Below are 14649 nucleotides of genomic sequence, written 5' to 3'. Positions count from 1 at the left end.
TCCCTTGTGTAAAAAAGTTACATATTATAGTTGAATGTTACTTATGCATAAGTTAAGAGTTTTTTTCAATTTCTTCTTTGATTATATCTATTGAATTTATAAAGTGCTCTAAATCAAAGCCGTATTCAATTACTTTTGCAATGGCTTTTTCTATAGCTAAATCATTTAATGGAGCTCTTATATCTGTGAGTATTTTAATTATTTCAAGAATTTGAACTTTTTTAATAAACTCCTCTGGACAATTTTTTATATTTCCTACAAATCCAATAGAAAATACTATATTATGACCTAATGACCAATTCTTAAGTATATTTGCTGTTATTCTTGCACAAGAATATCCCGTAAATTTTTCTTCACAAAATGCAATATCTTTCTTTTCATTTATGAGTTTTAAAAATTCTTCTGTTTGTTTGTTCTCTTGTATTATTTCAGAGATAACGAACTTACCTATTTCTTGTAAAAATGCAGGTATCAATAATTCATTATTTAAATCAAAATCAATACTTGATATCCAAGTATTAACTATTTTTGTTGCAAGTGAACTTGCGAATAAAAAATCTTGAGTACTGACAGCATAGGCACAAAGATTTGATTTCAAAGTATCTTGAATTACTGTACTCATTGCTATTGAAATTGTAAAATTCATACCTAGTAAATAAATGGCTCTACTTAATGTGTCAACTTTACTTCTAAATCCGAATAATGAAGAGTTTGCAGTTTTTAAAATAGTTGCAACCATTAAAGGATCTTTTTCAATGATTTTTATTAATCTTTCAGGATTTGAATTTTTAACTTTCTTGAAATCTGATAATTCAATAATACTACTTGGTAAAGGAGGTAAAGAATCTATTTTTTGTATTAAATCTTTTTTTATAATAATTCTCCTACGGATTAATTTTATAATAAATAATAAAGTAAATTAAGATAATTTTGTTTTGATAATATAAATCTAAAGTAATAATTTAGATAAGCCCTTAGTTTTCCTTATCATTATATAGAAAAGAAACTTATATCAATAATAAATAGAATTATATTTATTAATTAATCCCCACTAAATAAATTTGATTATTCAAGACAAGGTATTATTTTTCTAAGAAGTATATATTTCAATATTTGGATATATTTTCTTTAATTCTATACTTTTATTTTTTTGCATTACACAAACTGAAGTTGCTATTGCATCTGCTAACATTGCATTTTTGGCTTTTACTGTACATGAATTTACATAATTTGCACTAGTTCCTGTTTTAGCATCAAATAAATGATGATACTTTTTATTAAATCTTGTGCCATATCCCCCTGAACTTGCTATTGCTTGATTATTTAGTTTTAAATAAGAAATATCTTTTAAATATGGTGTTGCTATATTCCAGTCTCTATTTTTATCATATCCACCAATACTATTAAATTCACCCAAATCAACTAATACATTTGTAAAACCTTTTTGTCTTAAAATATTAGTGATTTTATCTGTGATATATCCTTGCGCAATACCATTTAGTGTAATTTGAACATTTGTTTTTTTAAAGCTAATTTTTTCTTCATTTATTTGAATATTTTTATAAGATATTAGTTTCTTAGCTTTATTGATTGCTTTTTGTAATCTATCTTTTTTATTAAAATATTTAGAATAAGCTAACCATAAAGGTTGAACTGTTACATCAAAAGCACCATTTGTTTGTTCTGATATTGTATTAGCAAAGCTTAAAACTTCTACTAATTCTTTTGGTGGATTTTTTAGTATTCCATTTTTATTTAATTTTGAAATAGAAGAGTTTGGAATAAAAAGTGAGAAAATATTTTCTAATCTTTTTATTTCATTTACACAAATACTTAAAGTTTCTTTTGCAAAAGTAGGGTTTTTATGAAAAAGTGTCATATTTGATTGTGCACCTAAAGCAGTTCCACTCCATGTAATTTTTTCTTGATTTGTTTTTGCATTAAGAATACTTGGACTTAAAGCAAGTGCAATTGATGTTGCGGATATTGTTAAAAACTTTCTTCTTGATAAGTTACTTTTATATAAATTAGCCATTAGTTTTTCTCCATTCTTTAATCAACATATCTTTTTCTTTCTTCGCATCTTTTTTTAAAATCTTACAAAGGTTTGCATCACTATATATTTGTACACAATCTAAACATTGAAAACAATCTGCATATTTAATAGCGCCACTTTTTTTATCAATTGCTTGATAATTACAAGATTTATGACAGTTATTACAAGGGTTTCCACATTCAGCTCGTCTTGGTAACCAGTCAAGTATTTTTAGCCTTCCCATTAGCGAAAGAAATGCACCTAATGGACAGAAATATCTACAAAAGCCTTTAAATAAGAACATCCCCAAAAACAACCAAAATAGTGCATATAAAACATAAGGAATTTCTCTATCAAAAATTAAGGTAATTGAAGTTTTGAAAGGTTCGATTTCTATTAAATATTCACTAATATTTGGTGCAAAAATTACTGATAAAATTAATGCAGCTAAAACTACATATTTTATATAAACAAGTTTGTTATTTAAACTTTCTGATACTCTTATTCTAGGAAGTTTTAATAATCTTCCAAGATAGTGTGAAAATTCTTGTAATGTACCATAAGGACATAACCAACCACAAAAAGTTCCTCTTCCCCAAATAGCTAGTGATACAAAAACAAAAAACCAAATTATAAGTGAAAATGGATCATAAAGTAAAAACATTAAACTTTGAGAATTTACAATGGCTTTTACAACTCCTAAAACAGTAACCATACTAAGTTGCCCTTGTCCATACCAACCTATAAAAAATAGTGTAAATGTTAGTAGTATTGTTCTTTTGTATCTTAATTTTGTAAGAAGTGTTTGATACTTATAAAGCATAATAAATAAGAAACTTAAAAACAATGTTAAAGTAATTAGTTTTACTTTTTGCTCATATATTGATGTTAACCATAAAGGAGTTTCTTTTTCTTTTTTTATAATATTAAAATATTTTTTTATTGGTTCTATATCAAAACTTAAATAACCAGCCAAAGGAGTTAAAAATATACTATCTGTTCCTCTTGCAGTTTTTATATTTAATGTCCATAAAGATGAAGGATCAAAGTCATATCTTTTATCAACTTCTAAGATTATTGATTGTTCAAATTTAGGAATATTATCCAAAAATTCAATAATATAATCACCATCTCTAATATTTAGATTAAAACCATCTTGTAGTATTCCAAGCTCATCAGGTGATGATCTTGGAATAAACTTTTCTGTTAAAAATTTAAATTCCCCATTTGCAAATATTAATATAGCTTCATCTGTTTTTCTTAATTCATCACTTATTTCGTTTTGAGTAGATGTCTTGATAAGATTTTTTGCTACACTAGGAATACTTAGATCAGCTATATATAAATCTAAGGCAATTTCATTCTTTTCTTTATCTGTTAAATCTAAGATATAATCACTACCTTTAAAAAGATTTTCAATTTGTTCTTTTGTAACTTTAATATGTGTGATTAATTTATTTTCTAATAGTTCATTCCATGTATACTTTTCAAATAAATCTTCTTTGGGATGATGTATTTCTTTTGGAGCTATACCCATAAGTTTTGTTTTTGCAACTTGGACAGCAGAACCTAAAATAATATCATTTGCTATTTTAACAGATGCAGTCGCTTTTGTAACACCATCAATATGTACAGAACTTGTTTGATCTTTTGATGTTCCAACTTTGATACTATTTTTTAAAGATTTACCTTTATATTGTTTTAAAAATTTTATAAAAGGTTCAATTCCCAAACCTGAAACAAATACAGGTTCATCTTGGTCTAAAACTTCTACATCTAAAAAATTACCTTCTAAATCAATTCTAATAAGTAAATTCATTTTACCACCAGAAAAACCAGCTATTGGTGCATAATCAAAGCTTTCAAAGATATATGAATGAAGTTCATTATTTTCATCTAAGACTTCCCAAACGGGTAATTTATCATCCTTTTTACCAAGGTGCATTGGATTTTTGATATAATTACTTATCTGTTCTTTACTCATAGAAGCATTAATATTTGTAAGGGACATAAATAGAATAAAGATTATAAGAAATAAACGGAACATAATATATATCCTTAATTTTTTAAGTTAGTAAAGAGTATATACTACTAATATAGCTTTGGTTTAGCGATAATTATGAAAAAGATTTTTAATTAAGACAATAATTATCCTATTTTAATTATAATACAAAAATATAAATACAATAAAGGAAATTTTCTATGGCAAATATCGAAGATATTAAGAAAGAACTAGAGAAAGTTAAATATCCTGGTTTTGCAAAATCAATTATAGAATTTGGTTTTGTAAAGGATGTTCAAGTAGATGGTGAAAACTGTTTAATCTCTCTAGATATTACATCTAGTGCAGCAGATGTTGAAGAACAATTAAGAAAAGATATTACAGCATGTATTAGTGCTATTGGAATGAAAGCGTCATTAAATTTCAATAAGCCTCAAGCCCCAAAACAAAACAGTAATACTGTAAGTGGTAAAAATATCGCACCACAAATTAAAAAAATTGTAATGGTAAGTTCAGGAAAAGGTGGAGTTGGAAAATCAACTACTACTGTAAACTTAGCAGTAGCAGCAGCAATGCAAGGTAAAAAAGTTGGTATCTTAGATGCTGATATTTATGGTCCAAATATTCCACGTATGATGGGTTTAAATGGTAAAGAAGTAGAAGTAATTGGTGATAAAGCTAAACCACTACATGCATATGGTGTTGATGTAATGTCAATGGGTGTATTAATGGAAGAAGGTCAAGCTGTAATCTGGAGAGGTTCTATGATTATGAAGGCTATTCAACAATTATTAAGAGATATTTTATGGGAAAACTTAGATATCTTATTTATTGATATGCCTCCAGGAACTGGTGATGCACAATTAACTCTAGCACAAAGTGTACCTGTTGCTGCTGGTATTAATGTTACAACTCCACAACACGTTGCACTTGATGATTCTAGAAGATCATTAGATATGTTTGATAAATTACATATTCCAGTTGCTGGTGTTGTTGAAAATATGAGTGGATTTATTTGTCCATCTTGTAATACTGAATCAGATATTTTTGGAATGGGAACTTGTGAGGCTTTAGCTGATCAATATAATACTCAAGTATTAGGATCATTACCAATTGAACCTGCTATTAGAGAAGGTGGAGATAACGGTAAACCAATTGTTTACTTTGCACCTGAAAGTGTTTCAGCAAAAAGATATATGGAAGCAGCAGCTAAAGTTATTGCTTTCGTAGATGCTATTGATGATGAAAGAACAAATGAAGATATTCAACCAACTACACCTCCTGGTGTTAGTGCTTGTTCAACAAGTGCTGCTGCATCTGCTCCAAAAGAGCAATCAAGTGGTGGAAGTTGTGGTACTGGATGTGGTTGTCACTAATTTATTAAATAAAAAGAGCTTTGCTCTTTTTATTTTTAAATATTTCTAAGCACATTCATAGTATAAATTATAAGCTTCTTCAATTTTTTCTTTAACTATTTTTTTATTCCAATTATGTCTTTTTGCAAAGTTAAAAATTTCTTTTTCTTTTTCTTCTTCACTACAAAAAAAATAAAGCCTTTTAACGAATGGTTTAGGTATAGAAATTGCAATTTTTTGGAAAAAAGCTTCTTTACAATCTTTTGAACAAAAAACTTTTGTAAGAGGGATAGGCTTAGAACAGTTTTGGCATGAGTGTTTCATAATTATCCTTAATAAAATTTCCAAAATTATATCAAGGCTTAATTAAATGCAACTTAGTTGCATTTAATTAATGGAGAGTTAAAACATTAAATATATAAGTTTATTTTTCAGTTCTTGAATTTTTTTCTTCAATTCCAGACATACCAAATCTTCTTGCTAGTTCTTGTTTTACTCTATCAGGACTTACATTTTTAGATGCAAGTGCTACTAAAACGTGATAAGTAAGATCAGCTGCTTCATAGATGATTTCTTCTGTATCATTATCTTTTATTGCAAAAGTTAATTCACCAGCTTCTTCAACTATTTTTTTAAGCATAGAGTTTTCTTTTCCATTAAGAAGTTTTGATGTGTATGATTTTGTAGGATCATCATTCTTTTTTTCTAAAATTGTATGGTATAAAGTATCAATTACTCCATAAGCTTCTGTTGTATTTACTTCTACATCTGAAATTATTTCATTTGTTTTAAGATTTGTAAAGAAACATGATTTTCTTCCTGTATGACAAGCTACACCTGTTTGATTAACTTTTAATAAAATAGTATCATCATCACAATCAATCATAATATCAACGATTTCTTGAGTATGACCAGAGCTTTCACCTTTTTTCCAAATTCTTTGTTTGCTTCTACTAAAGTAATGAGCTGTATTTGTTTTAAGAGTTAAGTCTAGTGCTTCTTTATTCATATATGCAAGCATAAGAACTTCATTTGTTGATGCTTCTTGTGTTACAACAGGAACAAGTCCATCCATTTTTTCCCAGTCAATTTTATCTATTTGATTCATTATTTAAATCCTTAAAATTTTGTGCCTACATCTAGTTTTAAACTATCTATTTGCTTTTGTTCTTTATTTACATCAACATCTAAATTTATAGAAGTATCTTCTTCTTTTTTATCCTTTAAAGGTAATTCTTCAGGTTTTTCATATCGATCTGTTGGTTGATATTTATCTTTGATTATTTCAGGATTTAAATTTATAGTCATTTCTTCTAGTGGTTTTGCATTTACTAAGAATGTAAATAAGAAAAGTTTTATTAGTATTAATATTGTAATATTTTTCATAATAAGTAAAGAGTAGTTTTAACTACTCTTTCTCCTTATTGGCTTATTGCCGTATCTCTTGTTTTGTTTTTAGTGTCAACCCAAATATTTGGAGTTGAACCACCAGGTGTTAAGAATATTTTTGCATCTTTATTAACTTTAAGTGCTTCATTGAATTTCCCTTGGATTTCAATTTGTTGCATTTTAAGTAAGTTAGGTGTTAAAGATTTTGCAATTTCCATATTCGCAGCAGCTTGTGCTTTTGCTTCAATAGTTACAGCATCAGCTCGACCTTGTGCTTCAATTCTATTAGCTTCAGCATCACCAGTAGCTTTTGCAGCTCTTTTTTCAGCTTCTTGTTTAGTTCTTAAAACTTCGTATTTAACTCTTTCAGATTCTTGATTTGCAATTTGAACTCTTTCAATTTGTTCTTTAATCTTTGTAGGTAAAACAATTTCTCTTAATTGAACTGATAATAATGCAACTGGTTTAGTAGGAAGTGCATCGATATTTGATCTTACACCATTTTCAATTTTAACAGCAATTTCATTTCTTTTTGTTGGTAATTCTTCAGCTGTATATACACCAACTACATTTCTAACTATATCTCTTACTACAGGATTGATAATTTTATCTTCCCATGAGAATCCCCAGTTAGCAATAGTTGTTGGTGCACCTTCTGCTGTAAGTCTATATTGAACAGTTAATTCAATTGAAACAGGTAATCCTCTGGCATCTAGAATATTAATTGCAGGATTAAGTCTAATACTTTGATCAAACCCACCTGATGTTTCAACTGAAGCATAGTTCATTAATCTTACTTTTGTATCTACTAATACAACTTTTTGGAAACCTGGAATATATAAATGAATACCTGGTCTTAATGGTACTTCTTCATATTTACCTGTTGTACTTTTAATACCTACTTGACCTGATTCTACTATTACAAAAGGTTTAAATATAAATAATAATACAATTACTGCAATTATTGCGTATATTATTCCAGCTTTTTTACCTAAATTTTTGAAAAATTCAGGTGGTTGGAAAGGAGGTTGATAGTTTCCACCACCTCCATTATTGTTAGAAGAGTTTCCTCCACCATTTTGTTGTTTCTTTTTAAAATAATCGTTATCTATTGGCATAATCGTCCTTAAATTTTTTCTATTGGCTTTTTAGAAGCACAAAAGAGTAAAATAAACTTTAATCTATTGTACTTCAAAATATCTTCTAATTAATGTAAGTTAAATCTTTTACATATTTAGGGTTTTTCCCTGCAACTACATCAAAATATGCAGTTTGTAAAGCTTCTGTAATAGGACCTCTTTGTCCATTACCTATAATTCTTGCATCAATATCTCTAATAGGAGTTACTTCTACAGCAGTTCCTGTAAAGAATGCTTCATCTGCTACATAAACTTCTTCTCTTGTAAGTCTTCTTCTTATAACTTCATAACCTAAGTCTTGGGCTAAATCAATAACAGTTGCTTGTGTGATTGATTCTAAAGAGTTGTCATTTGGTGGAGTAATAATTACGCCATCTCTAACAATAAAGAAACAAGCTCCAGATGCTTCAGCTATATAACCTTGGTCATCTCTTAAAAGTGCTTCATCGTATCCACATTCAACTGCTTCAAATTTTGCCATTTGAGAATTTAAGTAGTTTGCAACTGCTTTTGCTTTACCCATTCCTGAAGTATTAGAATTTCTAGTCATTGAAGCAATTTTAACTCTAACGCCTTTTTTCATTCCTTCTTCACCTAAGTAAGCTCCCCATTCCCATGCAGAAATAGCAACATTAACAGGTGCTTCTTTATGATAAAGTCCCATAACTCCATATCCTAAATAAACTAATGGTCTAATATAAGCACCTTCAGTCAATTCATTTTTTTGTAATAGTTCAATTTGAGCTTTATTTAATTCATCTTCAGTAAAAGGAACATCAATTAATGTCATTTTAGCCGAGTTAATAAGTCTTTTAGTATGTTCTTTTAATTTAAATATAGCACATCTTCCATCATAAGTTTTGTATGCTTTTGTACCTTCAATAGCACCATTCCCATAATGAAGAGTATGAGATAAAACATGTACTTTAGCTTCATGCCAATCTACAAACTTACCATCCATCCATATATATTTTGCTTCAGTCATTTTATAAATTCCTATATGATTTAATTTAAGTTAATATTTTATCCAAGATATTATTAAATATACCTCTTAAGAATTTTTTAGTAGTTTTTTATAGAAAATTACTTGTATTTATGGTATATTAACGAAAATTTCTCAAAGGTTTAAATTTCTAATATGAATTATAAAAATATTATAAAATCAATCGCATCAACATCATTAATTCTTCTTTTATCAGGTTGTACTCTTAATCAAACAAGTGAAAATCAAATGGACAAGAAAGTAGAATTAGAAAAGAAGAATATAATAAAAAAGCTAGAAAAAGTTAAATATAAAAGACCTGCTGTTTCTTTTTTATTAAAAAATAGAATCAGGGGTATTTTAAATGCAATGTCAAATAATGATATATTTAAATTAAATGAAGAATATATACATCCTGATTTTGGATTTTTCAATTTATATAAAACTGATGGTTCAAAAGTTTTTTTAGAACAAAAAATGATTTATAATATAATTGATGAACATACAGAAGAACTTTCACATATAATTTCAAGAGTGAACCCTAGTTCAGCAAAACTTAAAATCATTAAAAAGAATATAAAGTTTAATTGTAGTCCTAATGATGATGCCTTTTATGGTTGGGATGCAGATGGATTGTATATATCAAATAAAATGGATATATCTCTATCTCAAATGATGAAAGAATTAAATAGTTACAATATAAAAGATTATGAAAAAGCAATAAGAATAGAAAAAACTAGTTATAAAGTTGTTTTAACACCAGAATTATCTTTTTATCTTACAGAAATTGATAAGAATTGGTATATAACATTAATTGATAGAATTACATCTGATTGTAGCTCATAGACTTAAGTTGCGACTAAGTTGCAAATAAGGATATTTTGATAAAATTCCTAAAAAAAAGTGAATAATTTATATGAATTTAGAAATATCAAAAATAGCAAATCTTCCAACAAAATATGGAAACTTCAAAATACAATCTTTTAAAGATAATGATAAAGAACATTTAGCAGTTTATACTAATACTTTACCTTCAATCCCAACAGTTAGAATTCATTCTGAATGTATGACAGGGGATGTATTTAAAAGTATTAAATGTGATTGTGGAGAACAGTTAGATTATGCATTAAAATATATTGCAAAAGAAGGTGGAATGATTATCTATCTTAGACAAGAAGGTCGAGGTATTGGACTTTTTAATAAGGTAAATGCTTATTCTTTACAAGATTTAGGTCATGATACAATGAAAGCAAATGAGCTTTTAGGTTTTGAACAAGATTATAGAAAATATGAAATAGTTGATGAAATTTTAAAGCATTTTGAAATAGAGAAAATAAATCTAATGACAAACAATCCTTTAAAATTAAAGTCTTTAAAAGCAATAAAAATAGAAAATAGAGTGCCTGTTATTATGACGAGTTGTGCTTCTAATTATGAATATTTAGAAACAAAAAAGAACAGAATGGGACATTTATTATAAATTAGAAAATAAAAAGGGTAGTAAGATATGAGTCAACAAAAATTTTGGAATAGTAAATTTTCAAGAGATGGTTTTTTATATGGTTTAAAACCAAATACATTCATAGCTTCAAAAATAAAACTTTTAGCAAAAAACTCACAAGTACTTTGTATTGGTGAGGGAGAAGGTAGAAATGCTATTTTCCTTGCAAAAAAAGACTTTGATGTTACAGCTGTTGATGCTTCTGATATTGGCTTATTAAAACTACAAGATAGAGCAAAAGAAGAAGGTTTAAAAATTCATACTTTATGTATGGATTTAAACCATTGGAAAGTAGAACATAAATATGATGTGATTGTAGCTTCTTATTTACATATGTATAAAAATGAAAGAAAAGAATTATTTGAAAAAATTGAAGAATCATTAAATGAAAATGCTTACTTTATTGGAGAGTTTTTCTCTACAAAACAAGTAAATTATTCAAGTGGAGGACCACGTGATGAAGATTTACTTTATACTGTAGATGATTTTAAAAGCTCATTTTCTTTATGTGATAAAGATATAAAAGAACAAATTACAATTTTAGATGAAGGAAAAGGTCATCAAGGTGAAGCTTGTGTTATTAGAGTAGTAATTCAAAAACTATAAGATAATAGCTTTAGGATAAAAAATCTATTTTATGATTTTTTATCTAGACTCTTATACTAGGGTATTTATTAAATATCACTTAACTAAAATTTAACAAAAATTTAACTACACTCACAATAATTATAATAGAACAAATTAATCAAAATAGAGAATAAAATGTTAAAAAAAATACAAAATATAATAAAAGAAAAAGTACTAATAATAGATGGAGCTATGGGAACACAGCTTCAAATAGCAGATATAAAAGCAGAAGAATGGATATATGAAGGCGAAGATTTAGAAGGTTGTAATGAGCTTTTAAACTTAACTGCACCACATATTTTAAGAAATATTCATGATGCTTATGCGAGCGCTGGCGCTGATTTAATCACAACTAATACTTTTGGTTCTATGCCTTGGGTTTTAGATGAATATGATATTGGAAAGACTTCTTATGAGCTTTCAAAACTTGGAGCTCAACTTGTAAAAGAATCTTGTGATAAATACTCAACGCCCCAAAAACCAAGATTTGTATTAGGTTCTGTTGGACCTGGAACTAAACTTCCTTCATTAGGTCATATTCAATATGATGAAATGTACGAAGGTTATAAGATTATGGCACAAGGTTTGGCTGATGGTGGAACTGATATCTTCTTACTTGAAACTTGTCAAGATCCATTGCAAATAAAAGCAGCACTTCATGCTCTTACAGATGCAGCACCACAAATTCCTATTATGGTATCTATTACAATTGAATTAACAGGAACAATGTTAATAGGAACTGATGCTCAAACAATTGCAGCGATTATGGCTCCTTTTAATATTTTATCACTTGGATTTAACTGTGGAACTGGACCTAAACAAGTTTATAAACATGTAAAAACTTTAAGTGAAGTTTCTAAATTCCCAATTTCAGTTCATGCAAATGCAGGACTTCCTCAAAATAAAGGTGGAGTTTCTTATTATCCAATGGGACCTGATGAGTTTACAAAACTTCAAAAAGAGTTTTTACCTATTAATGGTGTTTCATTTTTAGGTGGTTGTTGTGGAACTACTCCTGAGCATATAAAAGTTTTAGCCCATGCTGTAAAAGATGCAATACCTTTAAAACCTTGTGGATTTTTAAAAGCATCGTTAGCTTCATTATTTTCTACTGTAAGCCTAAAACAAGAACCAGCCCCACTTTTAATTGGTGAGCGTTCAAATGCAACTGGTTCAAAAGCTTTTAGAGAATTATTAAAAGAAAACAACTATGAAGGAACACTAACTGTTGGACAACAACAAGTTCGTGCAGGAGCTCATATTATTGATGTATCTGTTGGATTTGCAGGACGTGATGAAAGAGAAGATATGGATGAAGTTGTTAAACTGTATTCTCAAAAAATATCACTTCCTTTAATGCCTGATTCTACTCAAATTTATGCACTTGAAGCAGCACTTAAACAAATAGGTGGAAGACCTATTATCAACTCTGTTAACTTAGAAGATGGAGAAGAAAAGTTTGATGCGGTTTGTAAATTAGCCAAAAAATTTGGAGCTGCACTTGTTTGTCTTACAATTGATGAAGTTGGAATGGCAAAAACTACAGCTGATAAAATAAGAATAGCCCAACGTATTTATGATTTATGTGTAAATAGACATGGTTTTGATCCAGCAGATTTAGTATTTGATATGTTAACATTTACTATAGGTTCTGGTGATGATGAATATAGAACAGCTGGTATGGAAACGATGGAAGCTATTAGAGAATTCCAAATCCTTCATCCTGAAGTTGGAACTACGCTTGGACTTTCAAATATTTCATTTGGTTTAGATATAAAAGCTAGAGCTTATTTAAACTCTATTTATTTAGATTATTGTGTAAAAGCTGGATTAACATCTGCTATTGTAAATGTTAAGCATATTTTACCACTAAATAAAATTAGTGAAGCTGATAAAAAAGCTTGTGATGATTTAATTTTTAATAATCAAGAAGATGGTGATCCATTATTTGCATTTATTGAACACTTCTCAAATGTTGATGATTTAGAAGAACAAAGTGATGAAGAGTATCAAAAGTTAGAACCAATTGAAAAAGTGAAAAAGCTTTTACTAGATGGTGATAAAGATAGACTTCTTCCTTTAGTTGAAGAATTAAGACACGATATTAAACCTGAAATTATTGTAAATGAATGGTTAATTGATGGTATGAAAATCATTGGTGAATTATTTGGAAGCGGACAAATGCAGTTACCGTTTGTACTTCAAAGTGCAGAGACTATGAAAGCTACTGTTGATGCTTTAAACCCTTATTTACCAAAAGAAGAAAAAGCTACTGAAACTGTAATCGTAGTTGGAACTGTAAAAGGTGATGTTCATGATGTTGGTAAAAACTTAGTTGATATTATTTTATCTAATAATGGATTTAAGGTTATAAATATTGGTATTAAAGCTGATTTAAATAGCTTCTTAATTGCTGCAAAAGAGCATAAAGCTCAAGCAATTGGAATGAGTGGATTACTTGTAAAATCAACTGCTGTTATGAAAGAAAACTTAGAAGAGCTTCAAAAAATGGGAATTGATATTCCTGTTCTTATTGGTGGAGCAGCACTTACAAAAGCTTTTGTAAATGATTTTTGTAGACCTATTTATGATGGACCAATTTTTTATTGTAGAGATGCCTTTGATGGTGTAGTTTCTATGCAAAGAATTGAGACAGGTGATTTAGATAATACTGCACTTGCTGCTGATTTAATTGAAGTTAAAGATACAAGTAAGAAAAAAGAGGAAAAAGAAGTAATTATTCCTCCTTATGAAGAAATACAATTACCTGCTAAAGCACCGTTTGTTTTCCCTCCATTATGGGATAGAGTTGCTAAAAGTAATAATGAATTAGATAAAGAATTAATCTTTAAATGGATAAATCATAGAGTATTATTTAGACAAAGATGGGGATACAAAAGAGGTAAACAATCTAGTGAAAAATTCTTAAAATATGAAAATGAAGTAGTAGAACCATTATATAGAAAATTAAAAGATGATTTTATGGATAAAAATATTTTTGAACCAATTGCTATTTATGTTTATTATCCTTGTATTTCGCATGATAATAAACTTTATATTTTTGATAAAGAACATTTATTTAATTCTGAAAAAGAAGCACAAAATGTACCACCTTTAGAAGAAGCTATAAAAGTATTAGAATTTCCTAGACAAAAAAGAAAACCATTTAGATGTATTCCTGATTTCTTTGCAAATGATAGATTAGATGTGGTTGCATTTACACTTGCTAGTGCTGGACTTAAAGTATCTGATTATGAAAGAGGACTTTATGATGAAGGTAAATTTACAGAATATTACCAAGTTCACGGACTTGGAGTTGAGTTAGCTGAAGCTTTAGCAGAGGTTTTACATAAACAAATTAGACTTGATTTAGATATTGTTCCAAAAGAAGGAATTACTTTAAATGATGTTCAAATGAAACAATATACAGGTTGTAGATATTCTCCTGGATATGCAGCTTGTCCTGATTTAGCAATGAACAAAGATTTCTTTGATTTACTAAAACCAGAAGAGTTTGGAATAGAATTATCTGAAACATTCCAAATGCATCCAGAACAAACAACTTGTGCAATAGTTGTGCCTCATAAAGATGCAAATTATTATAATATTTAAAAGTATG

The 14649-nt window shown here is 28.2% G+C and carries 13 protein-coding genes; 5 read left to right on the top strand and 8 right to left on the bottom strand.

What is annotated here, in order from left to right; translation table 11 throughout:
* Positions 1-52: 52 nt before the first annotated feature.
* From D9T19_RS07770 to D9T19_RS07760, 3 genes are all read right to left on the bottom strand, one after another.
* Positions 53-850, bottom strand: coding sequence for an HDOD domain-containing protein (locus tag D9T19_RS07770; RefSeq protein WP_228197991.1), 798 nt, complete (start codon positions 848-850; stop codon positions 53-55).
* Positions 851-1090: 240 nt separating this feature from the next.
* A complete protein-coding gene (locus D9T19_RS07765) occupies positions 1091-2035 on the bottom strand; it encodes an FAD:protein FMN transferase (RefSeq protein WP_121627658.1) in 945 nt (314 codons plus the stop codon).
* Entirely contained in the window at positions 2028-4082 is a 2055-nt protein-coding gene (locus D9T19_RS07760; protein ID WP_121627657.1) for a 4Fe-4S binding protein, read from the bottom strand. The genes D9T19_RS07765 and D9T19_RS07760 overlap by 8 nt, the downstream gene beginning before the upstream one ends.
* 155 nt (positions 4083-4237) lie before the next feature.
* Here D9T19_RS07760 and D9T19_RS07755 point away from each other — a divergent pair, with 155 nt between their 5' ends.
* Positions 4238-5413 carry an Mrp/NBP35 family ATP-binding protein gene (locus D9T19_RS07755; protein WP_121627656.1) on the top strand — a complete coding sequence of 392 codons (1176 nt, stop codon included), beginning with the start codon at positions 4238-4240 and terminating at the stop codon, positions 5411-5413.
* Positions 5414-5458: 45 nt separating this feature from the next.
* Here D9T19_RS07755 and D9T19_RS07750 read toward each other — a convergent pair whose 3' ends face one another.
* From D9T19_RS07750 to D9T19_RS07730, 5 genes are all read right to left on the bottom strand, one after another.
* Positions 5459-5716 carry a DUF2116 family Zn-ribbon domain-containing protein gene (locus D9T19_RS07750; protein ID WP_121627655.1) on the bottom strand — a complete coding sequence of 86 codons (258 nt, stop codon included), beginning with the start codon at positions 5714-5716 and terminating at the stop codon, positions 5459-5461.
* Between the two features lie 100 nt (positions 5717-5816).
* Positions 5817-6500, bottom strand: coding sequence for a bifunctional phosphoribosyl-AMP cyclohydrolase/phosphoribosyl-ATP diphosphatase HisIE (gene hisIE / locus D9T19_RS07745; protein WP_121627654.1), 684 nt, complete (start codon positions 6498-6500; stop codon positions 5817-5819).
* An 11-nt stretch (positions 6501-6511) separates the two neighbouring features.
* Entirely contained in the window at positions 6512-6778 is a 267-nt protein-coding gene (locus tag D9T19_RS07740) for a hypothetical protein (protein ID WP_121627653.1), read from the bottom strand.
* A 35-nt stretch (positions 6779-6813) separates the two neighbouring features.
* Positions 6814-7899, bottom strand: a complete 1086-nt coding sequence (locus D9T19_RS07735) for a prohibitin family protein (RefSeq protein WP_121627652.1) — start codon at positions 7897-7899, stop codon at positions 6814-6816.
* 85 nt (positions 7900-7984) lie between these two features.
* Positions 7985-8905 (bottom strand): branched-chain amino acid transaminase, encoded by a 921-nt coding sequence (locus tag D9T19_RS07730; protein ID WP_121627651.1) that lies wholly within the window; start codon positions 8903-8905, stop codon positions 7985-7987.
* Positions 8906-9058: 153 nt separating this feature from the next.
* Here D9T19_RS07730 and D9T19_RS07725 point away from each other — a divergent pair, with 153 nt between their 5' ends.
* The 4 genes from D9T19_RS07725 to metH all read left to right on the top strand — a co-directional run bounded on the left by D9T19_RS07725 (position 9059) and on the right by metH (position 14642).
* The gene (locus tag D9T19_RS07725) at positions 9059-9748 is read left to right on the top strand and encodes a hypothetical protein (protein ID WP_121627650.1); all 690 of its coding nucleotides are present in this window, start codon (positions 9059-9061) and stop codon (positions 9746-9748) included.
* 70 nt (positions 9749-9818) lie between these two features.
* A complete protein-coding gene (gene ribA, locus D9T19_RS07720) occupies positions 9819-10382 on the top strand; it encodes a GTP cyclohydrolase II (protein ID WP_121627649.1) in 564 nt (187 codons plus the stop codon).
* 27 nt (positions 10383-10409) lie between these two features.
* Positions 10410-11009 (top strand): SAM-dependent methyltransferase, encoded by a 600-nt coding sequence (locus D9T19_RS07715; RefSeq protein WP_121627648.1) that lies wholly within the window; start codon positions 10410-10412, stop codon positions 11007-11009.
* Between the two features lie 156 nt (positions 11010-11165).
* Positions 11166-14642: a methionine synthase gene (gene metH, locus D9T19_RS07710; RefSeq protein WP_121627647.1), complete on the top strand. Its 3477-nt coding sequence runs from the start codon at positions 11166-11168 to the stop codon at positions 14640-14642.
* Positions 14643-14649 lie beyond the last annotated feature (7 nt).

It is taken from the genome of Poseidonibacter antarcticus (genome assembly GCF_003667345.1).
Taxonomy (GTDB): Bacteria; Campylobacterota; Campylobacteria; order Campylobacterales; family Arcobacteraceae; genus Poseidonibacter; species Poseidonibacter antarcticus.
This window is presented reverse-complemented; position numbering and strand designations above follow the sequence as displayed.